Origin of the sequence: Anaerococcus sp. Marseille-P9784, from assembly GCF_902500265.1 — a bacterium.
Classification (GTDB): Bacteria; Bacillota; Clostridia; order Tissierellales; family Peptoniphilaceae; genus Anaerococcus.
On the sequence record NZ_CABVOZ010000004.1, the window covers coordinates 39,190 to 60,808 of the forward strand.

Sequence of the window (21,619 nt, forward strand, 5' to 3'; positions counted from 1 at the left end):
TAGCCATTGTTTTTACTCATTTATATGGTTAAAACTCACAACCACAGGGGGCAAATTGCCAAATCCGAATAATAAATTCATATCTATAGGATTTAAACAATGAGTAAGTAGATATGACCATAAAATCCTTGTTCAAAATAATGTGCAAGGACTTTTTTTGTCTTTTTTTAGATTTTAAATTAAAAAGGGGGGGAGCTTATGATGAAAAAAATATATATGATTTTTTTGCTTTTATTTCTCACATCCTGCACTGGCAAAAATAGAGAGCAAGTAGTTGTTTTCAACGCTGGCGAGTACATGGATATGGATTTGATAAAACAATTTGAAAAAGATACTGGTATTGAAGTTATATATCAAACTTTTCAATCAGATGAAGAAATGTTTGTAAAATTAACACAATCTGCCAACAATTACGATGTTGTAGTCCCAATGGATTATATGGTAGAAAAGCTTTTAAAATATGATATGCTAGCGCCGATTGATTTTTCAAATGTACCAAATGCCAAATATATTATGGACCAATACAAAAACCTACCCTTTGACCCAGAAGGCAAATACACAGTCCCGTATTTCACTTCATCTTTTGGCATAGTTTATAACAAGGATATGGTCGATAAGCCCATAGATTCTTGGGCTGACTTGTGGGATCCAAAATATAAGGGCAAGATTATTATGTATGATCTTCCTCGACTTTCAATGTCTGTTGCCTTGCAAAAATTAGGTTATTCCATAAATACCACAGATATGAAAGAAATTAACCAAGCAACTGAAGAATTAATCAAGCAAAAACCTCTAGTTTATGCTTATCTTACAGATGAGGCACGCGATGTAATAATTCAAGGCGATGCGGCAATGACAGTAATGTATTCTGGCGATGCCTTGCTTATGAGCAAGGAAAATCCTAATCTTAAATATGTCATACCAAAAGAAGGTGGCAATCGACAGGTAGATAGCCTTGCTATCCCCAAAAAAGCCCAAAATAAAAAAAACGCAGAAATATTTATAAATTACTTTACAGATCCAAAAATTTCTGCAGCCAATGCCGAGTGGATGGAAGGCTTTACCTCTCCACTTAAGGGAGTAAGGGAAATGTTACCAGATTATATCAAAAATTCCAACGAAGCCTATCCAGATGAAAAAACGCTTCCAAAAATAGAAATGTTTAAGGATTTAGAGGATTATATGGAAGTTTACAACAATGCCTGGGTTAAGGTATTAGCATCATACTAAGGAGATTTTATGGATCAAGTATTAAATTTAAGAAATGTTAGCAAATTTTATGAAGGCAAGCAAATACTAAAAAACATTGACCTAGATGTAATAAAAGGCGAGTTCTTAACCCTAATCGGACCATCAGGCTGTGGCAAAACTACAACTCTTAGAATAATTGCGGGCTTTGAAAACCCGGATGAGGGAGAGCTAATTTTTGATGGTAAGGAAATATCACAAATTCCTCCAAACGAAAGAAATATAAACACAGTTTTTCAAAATTACGCACTTTTTCCTCACCTAAATGTTTACGATAATGTGGCTTTTGGTCTTAGGATAAAAAAAGTAAAAGAAGAAATAATAAAAAAGAAAGTTAAGGAGTCTTTGGCTCTTGTCGATTTGGAAAATTACGACCAAAGAGCAATTGCTCGTCTTTCTGGTGGACAAAAACAAAGAGTTGCCATAGCTCGTGCTTTGGTTAATGAACCAGAAATCATCTTATTTGACGAACCTCTTGGAGCATTAGATCTAAAACTTAGAAAAAGAATGCAATTTGAGCTTAAAAATATTCAAAAAGAAGTTGGGATTACCTTTATCTATGTAACTCACGATCAAGAAGAAGCCCTTTCCATGTCAGATAAAATTGCCGTAATGAATAAGGGAATTATTGAGCAATTTGGAACTCCTCAACATATTTATGAAGAACCAGTAAATGCTTTCGTGGCAAATTTCTTGGGAGATTCTAATATTTTCCCGGGCAAAATGGTAGCAAATAGACTTGTAAATTTCCTGGGCATAAATTTTAGCTGTGTGGATAAGGTTCTTCCAGGTAAAGAAGTCGACCTAATGCTTAGACCAGAATATCTTTATATAACAGATGATGCCAAACTTAAAGGCAAGGTAACAAATACCATGTTTAAGGGAAATTATTACGATATTACAGTTGCTGGAGATAATTTTTCTATTCACGTTTACCATCCGGAATATATAGAAATAGGAAGTAATGTTGGCGTTGATATAGAGCCTGATGCCATTCACGTTATGGAAAATAAAACTAGAAAAACTTTAGGAGAAGCAAATGAAGAAATACACTAAAATGTATCTAGCTTGGGCTTTTGTATTTATAATCCTACCCTTGATATTGATTTTCCTATATTCTTTTAACGGCTCAGGATCCATAGCTTTTGAAAACTTTAGCTTTTCTTTGGATAATTATAGCAGATTTTTTAGCCCGCTTTACCTAAAGATGTTTGCTATAAGTATTCTAATTGCAATACTAACAACAGTAATTTGTCTTTTATTGGCTTATCCAATAGCCTATATAATTTCAAAAAAAGACGAAAAAACCGCACAGATTTTCCTCTTTATTTTTATTATGCCAATGTGGATAAATCTTTTGCTAAGAACCTACGGCTGGATAAGCCTTCTTGGTAGAAACGGTATGCTCAATAGATTTTTGGCGATTTTTAACCTAGGGCCTTTAAATATGATGTATACCCTAACAGCTGTAATTGTCGGCATGGTTTACGAATTTTTGCCTTTTATGGTGATACAGATTTATAATGCCCTAAAAAAAGTTGACTCGAATTTAATAGAAGCGGCTCTTGATCTTGGAGCAAACAAAAAAGAAATCTTTAAAAAAGTAATCTTTCCTTTGTCCTTGCCGGGAGTTTATACGGGGATAATTATGGTCTTTATACCAGCTATCTCAACATTTGTAATTTCAAATCTTTTGGGCGGACAAAAAGTTTACATGATTGGAAACTTGATCGACCAACAATTTACCTTTACAGGCAATTGGGGCTTTGGATCTGCAACGGCGATAATTTTAATTTTGATACTATTTATCGCTCTTGGTATTCAAAGAAAATTCGGTAGAGAATTACAAGGAGATATAATATGAGAAAAGCTTTATCAAAAATCTATACAGCTTTAATATTTATCTTTCTTTATGCGCCGATTGTCGTTATGATGGTTTTTTCCTTTAACGATAGCAAACTAAGGGGAAAATGGGTTGGTTTTACGACAAATTGGTATGTGGAATTATTTCAAAATCCAGAAATAATAGCAGCAGTAAGGACAACTCTAATAGTTGGAGTTGTTTCAACAATAATAGCAACAGCCATCGGAACTGTCTCAGCAATTGGAATTTCTGAGCTTAGAGGAAGAAAAAGATCGGTAATTTTAAATATAAACTATCTGCCAGTCCTAAATCCAGATATCATAACGGCCATTTCGCTAATGGGCCTATACGGATTTTTGAAAATGGAATTAGGCTATACGACAATGATTTTATCCCACATTATGTTTTGCATACCTTATGTTGTTTTATCAGTGCTTCCAGCTGTAGAAACGATGGATAAAAACATAGTGGAAGCAGCTCTTGATCTTGGGGCAACTCCATCTTATGCCATTAGAAAAGTTGTTTTACCCAACATAAAAAATGCCATATTTTCGGGAGCTTTGATATCATTTACCCTATCAATAGATGATTTTGCCATATCATATTTTACAAGTGGCAACGGGGTAAGCAATCTTTCTATGACCATTTACTCAATGGCAAGACGTGGAATAAATCCATCGATAAATGCCCTATCAACAATAATTTTTGTAGCAGTCTTTGTATTTTTGTTCTTGTCAAATAGAAAAGCAATCTTTGGCAAGGGTGAAACAAACACATTTATGCCACAATAACTTGACAATAAGAGTAATATATAGTAATATAAATTAGTCGATTATTAAGTTTCTTTTATGAAACTTTTTGATTAAATCGCGCTTCCTGTAAGCGATTTTAAAAATAAATGTCAGGACGAGTACAGCCGCCACCTATCAGAAGCGGTGTCTAAATGTGATAGGCAAAAATTTTATAGGAGGAACATTGATGAAGTATCAAAAAACTTACACCCCAAGCGCACCAGCTATCGAAAGAAAATGGTATGTTGTTGATGCAGAAGGCATGGTTCTAGGTCGTCTAGCAAGCCAAGTTGCAGCAATATTAAGGGGTAAACACAAAGCTACATTTACTCCAAACATCGATACTGGAGATTATGTAATTATTGTAAATGCTGAAAAAGTTAAACTTACAGGTAACAAAACCGAACAAAAAGAATACAAGAGATATTCAGGCTATACAGGTGGATTAAAAATCACAACTTTCAAAGATATGATGGCTAAACACCCAGAAAGAATAGTAGAACATGCTGTAGTAGGTATGCTTCCACACAACAGATTAGGTCGCCAAATGGCTAAAAAACTTAGAGTTGTAGTAGGCCCTGACCACAAACATGAAGCTCAAATGCCTGAAAAATTGGAATTAAAGTAAGGAGATTTAAATGGCAGATACAATTATTCAATCAACCGGACGTAGAAAATCTTCTGTTGCTAGAGTTACAATGAAACCAGGCAGCGGAAATATTGTTGTAAATGGTAGAGATTTAGAAAACTACTTTGATTATGAAACACTTAAAATCCTTGTAAAATCACCACTAACACTTACAGAAAATGAACATAGCTTTGACATCAAAGTTAATGTAAATGGTGGAGGATTTACCGGACAAGCAGGAGCAATCAGACATGCAATAGCAAGAGCATTACTTGATGTAAATCCTGATTATAGACAAGCTCTAAAAAGAGCAGGATTTCTTACCCGTGACCCACGTAAAAAAGAAAGATACAAAGCAGGTCAAAAAAAGGCAAGAAAATCTTCACAATTCTCAAAGAGATAAGAAAAACAACGAGCGCATACATTTGTATGTGCTTTTTTTATTTGAAATTATTAAAGGTATAGTCATTTTATGAACAAAATTAATTACAACCTTGAAATGGAAAAAATTATTAACGAAAATAGAAAGAAGAGCTTAAGACCAAAGCTTTTGCTACAAGTTTGTTGCGGACCTTGCTCTAGCGCAGTTTTGGCTAGGATTAAGGATGATTTTGATATAGATTTATACTATTATAATCCTATGATCTATCCAGCAAACGAGCTTGATAAGAGAATTGACCAAGTAAGGACTCTCAAGGACTCTATGGATTTTTCAGGTGAAATTATCGTACCTAATAATGATATTAGAGATTTTTCTGAGATTGCAAAGTTAAGGAAAGATTTAAAAGAGGGAGGACTTGCTTGCTATCAGTGCTATAAACTTAGGCTTGAAAAAACTTGCATTTACGCCAAAGAAAATTCTTATGACTATTTTTCAACCACCTTATCCATATCTCCCTACAAAAATTCCACTTACTTAAATGAAATAGGCAAAGATTTGGAAAAAATTTATGGGGTCAAATATTTATATTCAGATTTTAAAAAGAAAAATGGCTACAAAATGTCAATAGAGCTTTCAAAAAAATACAAGCTTTATAGGCAATCTTACTGTGGCTGTATATTTTCCTATAAAGAAATGAAGGAATTAAATACAAATAAAGAAAATTTGCACACAAAAAAATAATTTGTGTGTTTTTTCTTTAATAATGGGTATCTGTATAATAGCAAAAGATGAAGGTGATAGTATGGAAGATGTATCTTTAATTAAAAAAATTAAATACCATCCCAATTCTTTAGAATCCTACCCAGTAACTTTTAATTTGGGCAGTGATTTTTCAAGAGAAGGGATAAAAAAAGCCTATACTTTGATTAAAGATGAGGATTTACTATGTAAAGATTTATTCATTTTAAAAAATGATTCTTTTACTATCCAAATTCTTTTGGACAATATTCCAAAGATTACAAGTATTTTGCTTGCTAATAAACTACCATTTTTTGGTGTTTATGTACTTTACGATAATTTTTTACAAATGGAACAAGGAGAAGAAAATGAGTGAAAAAGTATTAGATTTACTAAATGAACAAATGAATTTTGAATTCGAATCAGCATATATCTACAAGGCTATGAGTGCTTTTACAGATGATCTTGACCTAGATGGTTTTACAAGTTGGCTAGATACACAAGTTGACGAAGAAGTATTTCATGGTGAAGGAATGAGAAAATTCCTACAATCTTGTGGATATAAACCTCACTACACAGCTATTGCAGCACCAAAGGGAGATTACAAGGATGTTCTTGATGTTATGAAAACTGCTCTAGCTCACGAAAAAGAAGTTACAAAAAGAATTATCAATATTTCAAATGCAGCAAAAGATGAAGATCCAAGAGTTTTCTCTTTTATTCAATGGTATATTGACGAACAAGTTGAAGAAGAAGAAAACTTCTCAAAAATAATTACTAGACTTGAAAGAATAGGTGATGATTGGCATCATATCTATATGCTAGATCAAGAATTAGGTCAAAGAGGACCAGCAGTAGAGCCACAAATTCAATAATTATAGTCAACTCTTTCTCATCATAAGGCCACCATTTTTTTAAATGGTGGTCTTATAAATTTAAAAGAATATTAAAGCAAAAATATAAAATATTTTAAATTTGTTTGCAAATCTTAAATTTATGGTATAATAATATCAAGATATTTGAAAGAGATATCAATTTTAGGAGGAGTTTATGCTTATATCATTATTAACAGCTGCAATGGCAATAGTATTTTTTGTTTTTTTAATAAAATTACTAGTAGGTCTATTTAGCATAATCTTTAAATTAATTGGCGGAGCGATCTTTTTACCTATTTTGATAATTGGTGCTATCGTACTTATCCCAATAATAGTTATAGGTCTTGGTATAGGCTTAATAGTTCAACTATTACCTTTTTTATTAGTTGGAGGAGCGGGATATTTTATCTATAACAAGCTTACAGGCAAAGAAAAATTTTGGTACAATTAAAAAATCTTGCAAATTACTAAATTATTAGTGGATTTGCAAGATTTATTTTTTATTTATTTAATACAAATTTTTCTATAGCTTCCCCAACTGCGCCCTCTTCATTGGTGGCTTCTGTCACATAATCTGCCCTTTCTTTTACTTGAAGGTGGGCATTTCTAACAGCTACTCCAATTCCTGCAGTTTCTAGCATGGCAACATCGTTGTAATTATCGCCAATTGCAAGTGCTTCGCTTATGTCAATTCCGTAATAATCACAAACTTTTTTTAGGGCAATGCCCTTATCAACTCCCTTGGCATTTATTTCCATGAACATATCAGAAGAATATGCTATTTCAAGAGAATAATCGGTAATTTCTGCTATATCTATCTCTAGACTGTTTAGATAAGCCATATCGGTATTTTTGATTAGGGCTTTAAGTATTAATTCATCTTTTAGAAAATCGATATTAGAATCTTTGATTTCAACGACAGATGAATCATTGGTATAGGATTTGATCTTTTCTTTAAAATCAAGATTTATCCCATATTTCTTATCCATTGTGTATATAAAAAATTCTAATTTTTTCTCATTGCAAAAATCAAATATTTTTTTTACATATTTAAAGTCTAAAGTTTGAGAATCGACAATTTTTCTGTCATCTGCTCTTACAATTACTGCACCATTGCAGCAAATTATAAATCTATCTTTATCTATAACGCCAGCTTCTTTTGGGATATCGTGTAGTTCGTAAGGACCACGACCGGTTGCAAGCATCACTATAAGACCCATTTCTTTGGCTTTTTTTATATTATCAATATTTCTTTGGGGAACTTTTTTATTATTATCAACTAAGGTTTCATCTATGTCAGATGTAATAATTTTAATCATAAAATGACCTTTGCTAATAGTTTTAAATTTCTTTATTTGCTTTTAAAAATTCTATAATATCGTCTGATTCGTATAAATATTCTCCGTCGTGATATAGGCATGGAACTTGTCTTTTGCCACCTTCTTCTATTAATTTCATCATCGCATCGCGATCTTTTTCTATATTTACTATTTTTAATTCAATATTTTCTTCATCTAAGAAATTTTCAACTTTTTTGCAAAAAGGACAAATCGTACCTACATATAGTATATAATCTTTCATATTTCTCTCCTAACTTTTCTTTTTTTACAAATAAACTAATTTGTTATTTTCATAATTAACTCATTATGGTATATTATACTAATAGTAACTAATTTTTTAAAGGCGGTAAAATGAAATCAAAAATAATGAGCGTGATTAGGTTTATACTAATCATTATAATATTAGCTTGCCTTGCAATATTAGGCAAAAGATTACTTGATTATAGAACAAATTTACAAAATAACAAGGCCATAGAAGAGGTTGTAAAAGAAGTAGAAAAAGATAGTACAAACAATACCACAAATGATGCTGACAAAAAACCAGATTCTAAGCCACTAAGTCCTGAAGAAGAGTTTCAAAAAAAGAAGGAGCATTATCAAAAAATCATTTCAGTTCTTAAAGAAAAATACAACAATGATGATATTGTTGCTTTTATCGATATTCCAGATGTTGGAGTTTCTTATCCAATTGTCCAAGGAATTGACAATGACTACTATCTAAATCGCGGCCTAAATGGAGAATATGATATAGCTGGTTCAATTTTTATTGATATGAACAACAAGCCTGATTTTAACGATGATAATACTGTTATTTACGGTCATCATCTTGAAATAAAATCAATGTTTACTCCACTAGACCAATATAGAAAACAAGAATTTGCAGAAAAACACCAAACAATTTATTTGGCAACCCTTACAGAGCTTAGAGAATATAAGATTTTCTCTGCCTATGGTATACCAGCCGACTATCAATATAGGACACTTTATTTTACTGATAGAGATGATGTAGTCCCATTTTTTAACAAATTAAGAAGCAACTCCGAAGTTTTACTTGATAGTCCAACATTTAAAGCAGATGATAAGATAATTACTCTTTCAACTTGCCAATACGATTACAAGGATCAAAGATTAGCAATTCACGCTGTAAGAGTAAAATAGATGAGATATCAAAACAAAGTAAAAGAAAAACTCGATATAAAAGAAGAAGATGGAAATCTCTTATTAAATCACGATAGCTTTAACCCAGAGCATATCTTTGAATGTGGTCAATGCTTTAATTTCACCAAAGAAGAAGATGGCTCATATACTGCAGTTTTCCTAGATAAGATTATAAATCTAAAAAATACGACTGATGGAATTTTGATAAAAAATGTAAGCTTAGATGATTTTTACGATGTTTTCTACGATTACTTTGACCTAGGAGTTGATTATAGGCAAATAAAAGAGCAATTATCCACAAACCAAACCCTAAATCTTGCCAAAGATTATGGCTATGGAATAAGAATACTTAACCAAGAGCTTTTTGAAACGGTGATCTCTTTTATAATTTCAGCCAACAACCAAATTCCAAGAATCAAAAATTCGGTGAGAATAATTAGCGAACGTTATGGGTCTTTTTTGGGCAATTACAAAGAAAAATCCTACTATTCTTTTCCAGATCCTAGGACTCTAGCAAAAGTAGATCCCAAAGAGCTTAGAGAATTTGCAAGAGTTGGCTTTAGGGATGAGAGAATAGTAAAGGCTAGTCAAATGATAGCTGATGGCTATCTGGATTTTGAATCTGACATGGCCTTATCAACAGAAGAATTAAAGAAAAAATTGATGGCAATGCCAGGCATAGGGCCAAAGGTTGCTGATTGCATTTTGCTTTTTGCCTACCACAGAAGAGAAACTTTTCCTGTCGATGTTTGGATAAAAAGAGTTATGGAAACATTATTTATAGGTTATGAAGTTGACAAAAAACTGGTAGATGATTATGGAAGGAAATTTTTTGGCAAAAATGCTGGCTATGCCCAACAATATTTATTTTATTATGGGAGAGAAGAGAAAATTGGTAAGTAGAAAAGCTTACCATTTTTTGTGGCTTAAACAAAACAAAGAGAGGAATTATGTTTGATTATGATGTAATAGCCATTGGAGCTGGCGCTGCCGGAGCTTTTATGGCTTATGAATTTAAAAAATTAAATACTGACAAGAAAATACTAGTTATAGATGAAGGAAGAGCTGTTTCAAATAGGACTTGTCCAATAACAGAAGGCAAAGTCGACCACTGCATAGGCTGTAAGCCTTGCAACATTATGTATGGATTTGGCGGAGCAGGAACCTTATCTGATGGCAAATACAATATCACCACAAATTTTGGTGGAGACTTACACCAATATATTGGCGAAGATAAGGCTATGGAGCTTATGGAATATGTGGATTCTGTCTTGATGAAATTTGATGGTGGAGATGATCTTACCCTATATTCAACTGATAAAAACGATCTAAAAACCAAATGTCTAAGACACGATCTACATCTTTTGGAAGCCAAAGTTCGCCACTTTGGAACTGAAAGAAATAAGGTGATTTTGCAAAGAATTTATGATTATATCAAAGATGACATTGATTTTAAATTCATGACAAAAGTTGTGGATGTTTCATACGATGATGGAATTTATAAGCTTATAACTGATGATAATAAAACTTATACTTGTAAAAATTTGGTCCTTGCATCAGGACGCTCTGGTTCTAAGTGGATTTCTGAAATTTGTGAAAAATTTGGAGTAAACACCAAGAAAAATCGTGTGGATATTGGCTTAAGAATAGAGCTTCCAGCTGAAATTTTCAAACACATTACTGATGACGTTTACGAAGCAAAAATAATGTATAGGACCAAGCAATACAATGATATTGTTAGGACATTTTGTATGAATCCTTATGGCCAAGTCGTAACAGAAAATACCAATGGAATATTAACAGTAAATGGTCATTCTTACACAGATGATTCTCTAAAAAGTCAAAACACCAACTTTGCTTTGCTGGTAACCAACAGATTTACTGAACCATTTGAAGATTCCAACGAATATGGAGAATCAATAGCAAGACTTTCCAATATGCTTGGTGGAGGAGTTTTGATGCAGAGATTTGGCGATTTGGTAAAAGGACGCAGATCATCAAAAAGACGTATGGCAAAATCTTTTACAAAGCCAACCCTAAATGCTACTGCCGGAGATTTATCTTTAGTAATGCCAAAAAGACAGCTAGATGATATTATAGAAATGATTTATCAACTAGATAAAATTGCTCCAGGAACAGCAAATGAAGATACGCTATTATACGGAATAGAAGTTAAATTTTACAACTCTCTAGTAGATGTAGATAGCAAATTTGAAACGACTATGCCAGGACTATTTTGCCTAGGAGATGGTTCGGGGGTAACACATTCACTTTCCCAAGCATCTGCCTCAGGTGTAGAAATGGCAAGAATTTTAACAGATAGGTAAAAAATGAAATATTATTATAAGCAAATTAGCAAAAAAGATGGAATTATCCTAAGAGGAGTTGTAAATACTCCAGATGATTTTGATACCGACAAAAAATATCCCACAGTTATCATGTATCATGGTTTTGGGGGAAATAGAGATGGCAGAACCTGGATGAGAATCCAAAATGCCAAACAATTAACTTCCAAAGGCTATGTAGTTGTAAGATTTGATTTTTCTGGCACAAACGAATCAGACGGAGAATTTTACGATATGACGGTAAATCGCGAAAAAGAAGAAGCGATTATGATCTATAACTTTACTAAAACGCGAGCTTATGTCGATAATGAGAGAATTTATCTAATCGGCCATTCACTTGGTGGAGTAATAGCAACTCTTATAGCTTCTGAAGTAAATCCCAAAGCTGTGGCTCTTCTTGCCCCAGCAAGCGATATGAACAACCTTGATTTCTTAGAAGTGATGAAAGCAAGTGTATTTGATATAGACAAAGACACAAGTAATGCATCAATTATCAAATTAATTAAAGAACATAAAGAGATGGACATAGGTGGAGAAAAACTTTCTGTAAAGTTTTGGTTGGAATTTTTACCTATAAATATCTATGCCAAAGCAAGTAAATACGAAGGCAATGTTCTAATCCTTAGAGGAACAAAAGATGAATTGGTATTTAACGATGCAAATATCAAACTAAAAGAAGCCTATCCAAATGCTAATTATGAGCAAATAGAAGGAGCCGACCATTCCTTTACCAACTATGATCATAGGCAGATAATATTTGAAAAAATGTATGAATTTTTTGAAAATAACTAAACAGACCATCCAAAGTGGTCTTTTTTTATCAAAAATCCCTTCTTTGGGTATAAATAAAATAATAAAATCAAGGAGGATGTTTTGACTGATAATAAAAAAAACTCAACCATAAAAATAAAAAGAGGAGAAGAATTATTCAAATCTTTTGGTTTTGGCAATAAAAATTATAATACAAGCGACATCTCGCAAATAAAAGAAAGACTTAAAGAAATTTTTACAAAAGAAAAATCCATCAAAGCCAAAGATAAGGAAATTTCTAAAGAAAAATTATCCGATGGAAAAGATTTTGAAGAAATTATAGAAAAAGAACAAAAGCCTAAGCAATCTTACCAAGATGAAAAACTAAAAAAATACCAAAAAAAGACAAATCCTGACTATGAACTTACTAGCATTAACTATTCAAAAACTCCTATGATAGTTGGCAAATACAATATAAAGACAAATCCTAGATGTGGAAAAATTTTACAGGCTGTTACTATAAAAACTTACTACAAAAACAAGAAAAACGAAGGCAAATTTCCTTACAAGAGATTGGGTCTTGGAGTTTGTCTAAGTATTGGAATAGTAGGAATAGTTAATAAAATTACAAACATTTAAGCTAAATTTCACAAATCTTTTATATTTAGTCATTTTATGCTAAGAAAGCTAAAAAAATGCCCGTTTTTTATTGTGTCATTTATGATTTTAAGATATAATATAAGTGAAAACGTATAACTAATTATCTATACTTTATTCATAAAATATTTTTGTGTTAGGAGTTATTATGCTAAAGAGAAGTAAATTAAAAATCTTTACTCTTTTTCTAAGTCTATTTATGATCTTAGGTTTTATTAACTTGCCAAAATCCTTTGCAGAAGAAAAAGCAGCTAGCAATACTTTTGGTAACCTTGATATATGGATCCCTAGAAAAGGAGAAAATAACAAAGAAAGCTCAAAGCCTCGTCAGTTTAGATATATAAAAATATCTGACAAGAGATTATCTGACCAAGAACTTATCGAAGCTTACAAGAAGTTTGACAAATTATCTTTTAAGGATATCAAAGAAAAGGAAAATTTAGGAGAGGGAGAACTTTCAGAAGAATCTGAGATAGTAAAAAAAGATGGCAAGGATTATGATCTTGTAAAATTAAGAGGCATTCCAACTGGAACTTACATAATCAAAGAAACAGAAGAATCTTCTAATGCTCACCAATATAGGGCAATAACCATAGCTTGGTATGCAGATCATGAAGTCAGCGAAATTGCAACGATAGAAGACAAATTAGACGAGCCAAAATCTCTAAAACTTCACAAAATTGCAGCCGAAAAAGACAAAGACGGCAAAGAAATAAGCCTTGAAGGCGTTAAATTTAATTTGATAGATGAAAAAGGCGAAGCTCTTAAATTCACCAAAGATAGCTCAGACAAATACCAATACGATCCAGAAAAAGGTAATATTGAGCTTGTCACAGACAAAGCTGGTTTAATTGAAATAATTAATCTTCCTTTGGGCAAATATCACTTTAGAGAAACTCAAACTATAGATCCTTACAAACTTTCTGAAAAAGATAAAGACAAAGAAGAATTTACTTACAATTACAGAGAAGCTTATTTGCAAACTGTAATAAACTCTAAGGAAGAAAATTTCATTGGTCTTCACAAAATTGATGATAGCGATAAAAGTCTTTCCGGAGTCATCTTTAATCTTTATACAAAAGTAGGCGACAAACTTAGCCAAAAAGTTGGAATCAAAGATGGCAAAATAATTTTAAGCGAATTAAAAGATGGCAAAGTTACAAATGCTGATGCTAATGTTAGCTATGATTACAAAACTGACGAAAATGGCAAAATCATAATCAAAAACTTGCCAGAATTGCCAAAAGATGCTAGCTATGTCTTTAAGGAAGTAAAGAGCCTAGATGGATATTTGCCTAGAACCGATGAAGATTTTTTAGTTAAACTAAATGACACAGTAACAGTTAAAAACTCCAAAGACAAATTAAATATTCTTTTAAGAAAAATCGATAGCATAAGCAAAAAACCAATAGATAAGGTTGGTTTCCAACTATTTAGAAAAGCTGCTGATGGCAAAAAAGACGAGTTGGTTTTAGTAAATGGAGAAAATGGATCTTACAAATACGAAAAAGATGCCAAAGAATCCCAATTATACACCAACAAAGAAGGCAAGATTTATGTAAATAATCTTCCTGAAGGCCAATATTATTTTAAAGAAAATATAGTACAAAAAGGCTATAATTTAGCTGAAAATAATGGAAAAACTTCAGATAGATTAAATAGGGAAACAACAGAAGTAATAGTAGAAAATACTCCAGAAAATCCTAAAAATCCACCAAAAGAAAATACAGGTGGCTATAGATTTGTAAAAGTTGATAACAGCAAAGATAAAAATAGATTGAAAAATGCAATATTTGCTCTTTATGTATTAGACAAAGATGGCAAAGAAAGTCCTTATGAAATAACAAAGGATGAAAAAAAAGAAAGAGTAACATTAAAAAGTGGAGAAAATGGTGAGTTTGAAGTTAGAGATTTGCCATTTGGTAAATATAGACTTCGTGAAACAGCTGCTCCAGAAGGTTATATCTTAGATACAAAGCCGATTGATTTTTTAGTTACATCAACAAGCTATCAACAAGCAGCAATAATGATTGAAAATAAAAAATCAACTAGACAAATAGTTCCACCAGTTGTCAAAACAACAAAACCAAATGTACCTAATAAAACATATTACGTGCCAACTGACACTCCATCAATCCCTAGAGGACCACTTGTAAAAACTGGAGATATCAGAATAGTAATCTTTATGGCCATCGGAATGATTATGATTTTTGCTGGAACATTCCTAGTAAGAAAATCTGAAAAAGCTCAAAGAATTATGGCATAAAATTAAAAATTTTGTACAAAAAAATTACTTTAGCTATAGATAAAATTTTAAATATCAAGAAAAGGAGAGTAGGGATTTTCACCTATTCTCCCATCTTATTAGCAAAATAATATATTTATAACTATTAAAAGTGTGAGCCAAAAGTTCATTACCAATATCTTGGCAAGAACTTAGGCAAGCACCTTTTTTTAATGAAAATGAGATTAATATGTCTTTTAAGAAAAATAAAAAAGGAAAATCTAATAAAAATAACAAAAAATCCAAGTGGTTATGGCGATTTGTCTTTCTCTTTGGACTTCTAGTAATGCTTTATCCTTTGATAAACCGTATGTATTATCGAATCGAATCAAATGAACAGGTCACAACTTTTAAGACTGGAACGGATAATTTGGATTCTGAAGATATCAAAAGAAGAATTGATTTGGCTCGAGCTTACAACGATTCGCTAACAGGCGCCATAGCTGATGATCCTTACACCAAGAAAAAAAGAGAAGAGGGCAGGAAAGAATACGCCCGTATGCTTGAAGTAGAGGAAATGATTGGCCACGTGGAAGTTCCAAGAATCAACCAAGATTTGCCAATCTATGCAGGTACAAGCGAAGATATTTTGCAAAAAGGCGTTGGCCACCTAGAGGGAACAAGTTTGCCAGTTGGAGGAAACTCAACGCACGCAGTTTTGACAGCCCATTCTGGACTTCCTGAAGCGACACTTTTTACCCACCTAAACGAGCTTGAAATAGGCGATAAATTTTATGTACATAATATCGAGGGAGTTTTGGCCTATCAAGTTGATCAGATAAAAGTTATTGATCCAAGTAACTTCAAAGATTTGATGGTTGCACCAGGCCATGATTATGTAACACTTCTTACTTGTACGCCAATAATGATTAACACTCACAGGCTTATAGTAAGAGGACATAGAGTTCCTTATGTTGCGGCAGTTGATGAAGAATTGATCAAGACCAACAAGACCAACTGGATATTTAGAATATTATTCTTCGTTGCTTTATTATTGATATTCTTACTAATCTTTAGACTTTTAAGATTAAGACGCGAAAATAAAGACTATTACAAAAGGCTTGAAGAAGTTAGAAAAGAACAAGACAATATCAAAAATTTGTTAAAAGGAAATTCTTTTAGGATAAACAGAAGAAAAGCAGATATTTTTGAGCAAATGGGAAATACTAATGATAATGATTTTCCGATTATAAACGATAAAGGAAATGACGATGAAAAGGCTAGATAATTTCAAGAGAAACTTGCCCTTCATTCTAGTGTTTCTTTTAGGGCTTGGAATATTCTCTTATCCAATGATAAGTCAAAAATATTATGAGATAGAAGCAAATAACGAGGTTATAGAATTTGTCAAAAAAACTGACGAAATTGACAAAGAAGATATCAAAAGACGTATAGGCTTGGCAAGAGCCTACAACCACACCCTAGACCCATCAAGACTTGCAGATCCTTTTACTGAAGAAGAAAAAGCAGGAAGAGTTGAATATGCAAGAATGCTTGAAGTAAATGAGATGCTAGGCCATGTGGAAATTCCAAAAATCAGACAAGATTTACCAATTTATGCTGGAACAACTGACGAAGTTTTGGAAAAAGGTGCAGGCCACTTGGAGGGAACAAGCTTACCGATTGGTGGAGTTTCAACTCACGCTGTAATCACCGCCCACAGAGGATTGCCAAATGCCAAATTATTTAGAAATCTTGATGACCTTAGAGAGGGAGATATTTTTTATATTCACAATATAGAAAAAACTCTTGCCTACAAAATCGACAAAATTCAAGTTGTAGAACCCTCAAACTTTGATCCAGTTTTGGTAGTAGAAGGTCACGATTATGCAACTTTACTTACTTGTACACCTTATATGATCAATTCCCACAGGCTATTGGTAAGAGGTCATAGGATAGATTATCAACAAGCCATAGATGATGGCATAGCAAATACACCAAGACTTAAACCAGACTTTTTCCAATTATTTTTGATTATGCTGCCTTTGATAGGATTTTTGCTAGTCATAGTAATTAGAGAAAGCAAGAAAACCAGAAAAATTTCAAAGGAGGTAGAAATCATTGAAGAAGAAATTAATTCTATCAAAAACTAGCACAATAGGATATTTGCTAATTCTTATAGGCCTACTATTTGTTAGTATTCCTTTGACAAGAAGATCTATAAATGATTACAAGGCTTTTAAGGCTGATCAAGAATTTTTAGAAAAAGAAAAACAAAGACCAGCTGATCAAATAAACGAAGAAAATGAAAATGCAGAAAAATACAACGAGATAGTAAGAAATTCTGATTTGTCGGTAATAGATCCTTTTACAGCCGATGAATACCAAACAAATTACGTAGATTTCAAAAACACCGACACTCCATTTGCCTACTTGCTAATCCCAAAACTTGATAAAAATTTGCCAATTTATTTAGATGCAAGCAATCACCATTTGGCAATTGGCGTTGCTCAAGTTGATGGCACATCAATTCCAATTGGTGGCAAAAACACCAGATCAGTTATAGCGGGCCACAGAGGATATTGGGGAGATACCATATTTTTATACCTAGACCAACTAGAAGCAGGCGACTATGTTTATGTACAAAGAGCAGATAGAACCATGCGCTATGTAGTTTTCGACAAAGAAGTCATAGGTCCTTACGATTGGAACAAGCTAAAGCCTAGGGAAGATGAAGATATGCTAACCCTACTAACCTGTAGTCCATTTTTGCCACCTAGACCAAATAGGCTTTTGGTAAATTGCATCAGAGATGAAGAAACAAAAGAAATTGCAGAAGAATTCACACTCCCAGCCAAAGAATTGCCAATTAGTCAAAATGAAAATGAAAAAATAGATCAAACAGTTTCAACAACAAGAATTATAACCCTAATACTTGCAATAATAGCAATAATTTTATTTATCCTAATACTAATTAGATTTATTAATAGGATAAGAAACACAATCTCATACAAAAAACACTAAATATTGGGTAAATATAAAGTAAATTGAAGCTAAATAGAAAGGAAGATTTATGAAGAAATTTTTGGTATTTTTAGCTGACGGATTTGAAGATGTCGAAGCACTAACAGTAATCGACTACCTAAAAAGAGCAGGCATAGAAGTAGACACTGTAAGCATAAAAGGTAGTTTAAAAGTAACAAGTAAGTCAAATGTTATTATAGAAGCTGATAAAAAATTAGAAGATTTAGAAACTTCTTCCTACCAGGGCCTTTACATACCAGGAGGCACAAAGGGAGCAGAAAATCTTAGAGATTGCCAAAAAGTAATAGAAATAATCAAAGAATTTGATAGAGAAAATAAAACAATAGCTGCAATTTGTGCAGGGCCAATAGTCCTAAACAAGGCTGGAATTTTAGCAAATAAAAAAGTTACATCATTTCCAACAATCAAAGATGATTTGGATAATATTGGACAATATATTGACGATCAAATCGTCGTAACAGATGGCAATATCACAACAAGTAGAGGGGCAGCCCTTACAAATTACCTAGCTTTTAGACTAATAGAAATTCTAAAAGGCAAAGAACAACTAAAAGAGATTTTCAAAGGTACCCAACAAGAGGCAATAGATTCCTATTACAAAATCAGCTATGACTATATAAGCTAAAGGAGAAAAAAATGGAAAAAATCAACAAAATTTTTATCCTAGGTGGAGCAGGTTTTCTAGGCTATCACACCATCAAAGAAGCAGTAAACAGAGGCTACCAAGTCAAAACTGTAGATATAGTAGATTTGCCAGAAAATTTGAAATTTAAAGAAGAAGACAAAGTAGAATTTATAATAAACAACATATTTAGCAAATCAGATCAAGAAATAATCGAAATTCTAAAAGATTGCGATAGCTTTATCTACGCTGGTGGAGTAGACGAAAGAGTTGTCCCACAAAAGCCAGCAGGCAAATTTTTCTACGAGAAAAACGTCTTACCGACCCAAAGATTTGCAAGACTTGCAAAATTAGCAGGAGTTAAGAACTTTGTATTATTTGGCTCTTACACATCAGAATTTGCAGAAAATGACTTCGAACTAAGAAAATATAACTACCACAAAGAAGCCTACGTACAAACAAGACTCATGCAAGAAGAAATTGCAATCTATGAAGGCGATGGCTCAATGAAGGTATCAATACTAAGACTTCCTTATATATTTGGCTACATGGAAGGCAAAACTCCAGCTTGCAAAATGTATGTAGAAATGATCAAAGATATGGAATTTATGCCAGTAACAAATGGTGGAATGTCAATAGTAACAGCAAAGCAAGTAGGTCAAGCAGCAATATCTGCCCTAGAAAATGGAAAGGACAAAAAAACCTATCCACTAGCAACAGGGTACATTTCCCACAAGGACTTCTACCAAAAAATCATAGAAGAATTAGGACAAGAAGATATAACTAAACTTCAAGTAATGAGCTTTGATGACCTAGAAGAAGCCTACAGAGAAGATGAAAAACTAACAGACAGCGAGGGCGTAGAACATGGCATCCGCCAAATAAATATGCTAAGAGCAAACTGTAAAGAACTAAAAATGGACAGCCAAACAGCCTACAAAGACCTAAGAGTAAAAGAAGAAGACCTAGACCAAGTAATAAAAGAAACCATACACTTTGCAAATAACTAGAAAAAAGAGATATTGAAAAATATCTCTTTTAAAATGCCCAAAAACTTATTATCTTTGGAAAATTGAGTGCCTTTCCCACCCCCCCCCTGGCATGTTGAGCGGAGGGAATCGAAGATTCACGTAGTCGAAACATCTCTTGGGAATAATATTTTTTATAATAGTAGTTTTATTATATGTGATTTATGTCTTATGTTTTTTGAAACTTTTACTTTCTCGCCTCCGTCCTTGGAGGGCGGCTTTAAGATTGAGTTTAAAAAATTAAGAAAAAACATATAAATAATTTTTGTTTGTAGATTATTTAGTTATCTTATTTCTTTTATGTTTTCGTTTTTTATAAAAAATTGCCTCCGTTCTTGGGGGGACGGGGTTACGGAACCACTCTCCCTACCCTGTTACCCCTACCTTGCAGGAGCAATGAGTAGAAGTTCTCATTCTTTAAAATATGTTATGATTGAAATTCAGCAATTTATAATTTTATTTATTTCAATTTTCGAATGTTTTTTAAATCTAAAACCACTTGGCTTGTTGAGCGTTACTTCTCCCATCTGGCATGTTGAGCGGAGGGAATCGAAGATTCCTGTAGTCGAAACATCTCTTTTTTCACTTGAAATTTCTAATAATCATCATATCATACTAATAATAGGAGGATAATATGACCAATACTAAACTAAATATTAATATAGACAAAAATTTAAAAGATCAGGCACAAAAAGTCCTTGATTCACTAGAAATTGATATGAGTACGGCAATTAGAATGTACTTAGCACAAGTAGTTAGAGATAGAGAAATTCCCTTTACTCCTTCACTAAACAACCCAAACGAACAAGCAAGATTTGAAGCAGAAAATAATGATACAATAAAATTCAAAGACCTAGAAGAACTAAAATCATATATTGAAAAATTATAAATATGAAATATTCAATTGAAATCACAAAAAGATGTGAAAAAGATATTAAAAATTACAAGAAAAAACACTACGATTTTAGCTTGTTTTATGAAGTCGTTGAATTATTGGCAAATGATGACAAAAAAATATTAAAAACAAAATTTAAAGACCATGCTTTATTTGAAAATTGGAAAGGTTATAGAGAATTACATCTGGAAAAAAACATTTTAATAATTTATAAAATTGATGAGGAAAAACTTGCATTAACACTTACAAGGATAGGATCTCACGATGATCTTGGATTAAACTGATTATAATAAAAAAATTTACTAGATTCTAACCATAAAGCAATCCCACCAAATTTACAAAACCTCTTTTTTATGATACATTTAATGTCTAAGAAAGACTTATAAAGTCCTAAACTGAAATAAAATTATTATCATAAGAAAGGAGGCTTTATGGCTTTGATAATTGCAATTTTGCCCGAAGAAGTAAAAGGAGTTGGCATTTGCTCTCGTGTCTATACTCAAAATGACTCCTACATCGACTACAATACACCAACTCTCATGCTTGAAAAACTCTACAAGCAAAAAGGCAAAAGCAAAAAAGAAATGGATAAGAAATTTACCAAACTAACCCAAATAAAAAGAAATATTCCCTACACAATCGATTCAAATCAAGTATTTTTCGCCTTCAAATTTAGGCAAACAACCTACGACAAGCAATCACGTGGTTTTGTAAACGTCACATTTGTAAGAGAAATAAAAGATAATTACATAATCCTAAAAACAGGTGAAATGATAGCAACCCTAAACAAACAAGAAAGTCTAATCCAAAACAAAAACAACGCCATGATCATGCTACTAAGAGAAATCCTAAAAATTCAACAAGAAGAAAATAATACCATAAGGTTTTTGAATGGAAATGTAATAAGTTAGTTATTTTTAATGTCTTAAGTTATAATATTCTTTTTATTTCTCGCCTCCGTTTTTGGGGCGTAGGGACGAGGGGTTACGGAGACCCCTACGTCCCTTCCCCCAAACCCCCTTACCCTTG

Annotated in this window: 26 protein-coding genes; 24 read left to right on the top strand and 2 right to left on the bottom strand. The window is 32.5% G+C overall.

The annotated features are described in order from the left end of the window. The first annotated feature begins 198 nt into the window (after window positions 1–198). The 10 genes from GAN53_RS09480 to GAN53_RS09525 all read left to right on the top strand — a co-directional run bounded on the left by GAN53_RS09480 (window position 199) and on the right by GAN53_RS09525 (window position 6,977). Complete coding sequence (locus GAN53_RS09480; protein WP_225791869.1) at window positions 199–1,230, top strand: ABC transporter substrate-binding protein; 1,032 nt, start codon at window positions 199–201, stop codon at window positions 1,228–1,230. A 9-nt stretch (window positions 1,231–1,239) separates the two neighbouring features. Then, complete coding sequence (locus GAN53_RS09485) at window positions 1,240–2,304, top strand: ABC transporter ATP-binding protein (RefSeq protein ID WP_151410809.1); 1,065 nt, start codon at window positions 1,240–1,242, stop codon at window positions 2,302–2,304. Then, the gene (locus GAN53_RS09490; RefSeq protein ID WP_151410810.1) at window positions 2,288–3,112 is read left to right on the top strand and encodes an ABC transporter permease; all 825 of its coding nucleotides are present in this window, start codon (window positions 2,288–2,290) and stop codon (window positions 3,110–3,112) included. The genes GAN53_RS09485 and GAN53_RS09490 overlap by 17 nt, the downstream gene beginning before the upstream one ends. Then, window positions 3,109–3,903, top strand: a complete 795-nt coding sequence (locus GAN53_RS09495; protein ID WP_151410811.1) for an ABC transporter permease — start codon at window positions 3,109–3,111, stop codon at window positions 3,901–3,903. Before GAN53_RS09490 ends, GAN53_RS09495 begins: the two co-directional genes overlap by 4 nt. A gap of 187 nt (window positions 3,904–4,090) precedes the next feature. Next, on the top strand, window positions 4,091–4,531 hold the full coding sequence (gene rplM / locus GAN53_RS09500; protein WP_151410812.1) for a 50S ribosomal protein L13: 441 nt from the start codon (window positions 4,091–4,093) through the stop codon (window positions 4,529–4,531). Window positions 4,532–4,541: 10 nt separating this feature from the next. After that, window positions 4,542–4,934, top strand: coding sequence for a 30S ribosomal protein S9 (gene rpsI, locus GAN53_RS09505; RefSeq protein WP_151410813.1), 393 nt, complete (start codon window positions 4,542–4,544; stop codon window positions 4,932–4,934). Between the two features lie 69 nt (window positions 4,935–5,003). Further along, on the top strand, window positions 5,004–5,654 hold the full coding sequence (locus GAN53_RS09510) for an epoxyqueuosine reductase QueH (protein ID WP_151410814.1): 651 nt from the start codon (window positions 5,004–5,006) through the stop codon (window positions 5,652–5,654). Between the two features lie 61 nt (window positions 5,655–5,715). Continuing rightward, complete coding sequence (locus tag GAN53_RS09515; RefSeq protein ID WP_151410815.1) at window positions 5,716–6,027, top strand: hypothetical protein; 312 nt, start codon at window positions 5,716–5,718, stop codon at window positions 6,025–6,027. Further along, entirely contained in the window at window positions 6,020–6,526 is a 507-nt protein-coding gene (locus GAN53_RS09520; RefSeq protein WP_099321259.1) for a ferritin, read from the top strand. The genes GAN53_RS09515 and GAN53_RS09520 overlap by 8 nt, the downstream gene beginning before the upstream one ends. A gap of 175 nt (window positions 6,527–6,701) precedes the next feature. Beyond that, a complete protein-coding gene (locus tag GAN53_RS09525) occupies window positions 6,702–6,977 on the top strand; it encodes a hypothetical protein (RefSeq protein ID WP_151410816.1) in 276 nt (91 codons plus the stop codon). A 49-nt stretch (window positions 6,978–7,026) separates the two neighbouring features. Here GAN53_RS09525 and GAN53_RS09530 read toward each other — a convergent pair whose 3' ends face one another. Together GAN53_RS09530 and GAN53_RS09535 are read right to left on the bottom strand one after the other, a co-directional pair. Continuing rightward, window positions 7,027–7,845 (bottom strand): HAD family hydrolase, encoded by an 819-nt coding sequence (locus GAN53_RS09530; protein ID WP_151410817.1) that lies wholly within the window; start codon window positions 7,843–7,845, stop codon window positions 7,027–7,029. Between the two features lie 22 nt (window positions 7,846–7,867). Then, entirely contained in the window at window positions 7,868–8,107 is a 240-nt protein-coding gene (locus GAN53_RS09535; protein ID WP_151410818.1) for a glutaredoxin family protein, read from the bottom strand. Window positions 8,108–8,217: 110 nt separating this feature from the next. Here GAN53_RS09535 and srtB point away from each other — a divergent pair, with 110 nt between their 5' ends. The 14 genes from srtB to GAN53_RS09605 all read left to right on the top strand — a co-directional run bounded on the left by srtB (window position 8,218) and on the right by GAN53_RS09605 (window position 21,501). Next, on the top strand, window positions 8,218–9,024 hold the full coding sequence (gene srtB / locus GAN53_RS09540; protein WP_151410819.1) for a class B sortase: 807 nt from the start codon (window positions 8,218–8,220) through the stop codon (window positions 9,022–9,024). Then, on the top strand, window positions 9,025–9,927 hold the full coding sequence (locus GAN53_RS09545; protein WP_151410820.1) for a DNA-3-methyladenine glycosylase family protein: 903 nt from the start codon (window positions 9,025–9,027) through the stop codon (window positions 9,925–9,927). Window positions 9,928–9,974: 47 nt separating this feature from the next. Continuing rightward, window positions 9,975–11,351: an NAD(P)/FAD-dependent oxidoreductase gene (locus GAN53_RS09550; RefSeq protein ID WP_151410821.1), complete on the top strand. Its 1,377-nt coding sequence runs from the start codon at window positions 9,975–9,977 to the stop codon at window positions 11,349–11,351. Between the two features lie 3 nt (window positions 11,352–11,354). Then, complete coding sequence (locus GAN53_RS09555) at window positions 11,355–12,161, top strand: alpha/beta hydrolase family protein (RefSeq protein WP_151410822.1); 807 nt, start codon at window positions 11,355–11,357, stop codon at window positions 12,159–12,161. Window positions 12,162–12,242: 81 nt separating this feature from the next. Then, window positions 12,243–12,758: a hypothetical protein gene (locus GAN53_RS09560; RefSeq protein WP_151410823.1), complete on the top strand. Its 516-nt coding sequence runs from the start codon at window positions 12,243–12,245 to the stop codon at window positions 12,756–12,758. A gap of 166 nt (window positions 12,759–12,924) precedes the next feature. After that, a complete protein-coding gene (locus tag GAN53_RS09565) occupies window positions 12,925–15,042 on the top strand; it encodes a SpaA isopeptide-forming pilin-related protein (RefSeq protein WP_151410824.1) in 2,118 nt (705 codons plus the stop codon). 208 nt (window positions 15,043–15,250) lie between these two features. Next, window positions 15,251–16,288, top strand: coding sequence for a class C sortase (locus GAN53_RS09570; RefSeq protein ID WP_151410825.1), 1,038 nt, complete (start codon window positions 15,251–15,253; stop codon window positions 16,286–16,288). After that, entirely contained in the window at window positions 16,272–17,153 is an 882-nt protein-coding gene (locus GAN53_RS09575; protein ID WP_151410826.1) for a class C sortase, read from the top strand. The genes GAN53_RS09570 and GAN53_RS09575 overlap by 17 nt, the downstream gene beginning before the upstream one ends. Then, entirely contained in the window at window positions 17,122–18,024 is a 903-nt protein-coding gene (locus GAN53_RS09580) for a class C sortase (RefSeq protein ID WP_151410827.1), read from the top strand. The genes GAN53_RS09575 and GAN53_RS09580 overlap by 32 nt, the downstream gene beginning before the upstream one ends. A gap of 49 nt (window positions 18,025–18,073) precedes the next feature. Beyond that, window positions 18,074–18,670, top strand: coding sequence for a DJ-1 family glyoxalase III (locus GAN53_RS09585; RefSeq protein ID WP_151410828.1), 597 nt, complete (start codon window positions 18,074–18,076; stop codon window positions 18,668–18,670). A gap of 11 nt (window positions 18,671–18,681) precedes the next feature. Beyond that, the gene (locus GAN53_RS09590) at window positions 18,682–19,677 is read left to right on the top strand and encodes an NAD-dependent epimerase/dehydratase family protein (protein WP_151410829.1); all 996 of its coding nucleotides are present in this window, start codon (window positions 18,682–18,684) and stop codon (window positions 19,675–19,677) included. 652 nt (window positions 19,678–20,329) lie between these two features. Further along, window positions 20,330–20,584 carry a type II toxin-antitoxin system RelB/DinJ family antitoxin gene (locus GAN53_RS09595; protein ID WP_099321244.1) on the top strand — a complete coding sequence of 85 codons (255 nt, stop codon included), beginning with the start codon at window positions 20,330–20,332 and terminating at the stop codon, window positions 20,582–20,584. A gap of 2 nt (window positions 20,585–20,586) precedes the next feature. Continuing rightward, window positions 20,587–20,874 carry a type II toxin-antitoxin system YafQ family toxin gene (locus GAN53_RS09600; protein WP_099321243.1) on the top strand — a complete coding sequence of 96 codons (288 nt, stop codon included), beginning with the start codon at window positions 20,587–20,589 and terminating at the stop codon, window positions 20,872–20,874. 147 nt (window positions 20,875–21,021) lie between these two features. Next, window positions 21,022–21,501: a hypothetical protein gene (locus GAN53_RS09605; protein ID WP_151410830.1), complete on the top strand. Its 480-nt coding sequence runs from the start codon at window positions 21,022–21,024 to the stop codon at window positions 21,499–21,501. Window positions 21,502–21,619 lie beyond the last annotated feature (118 nt).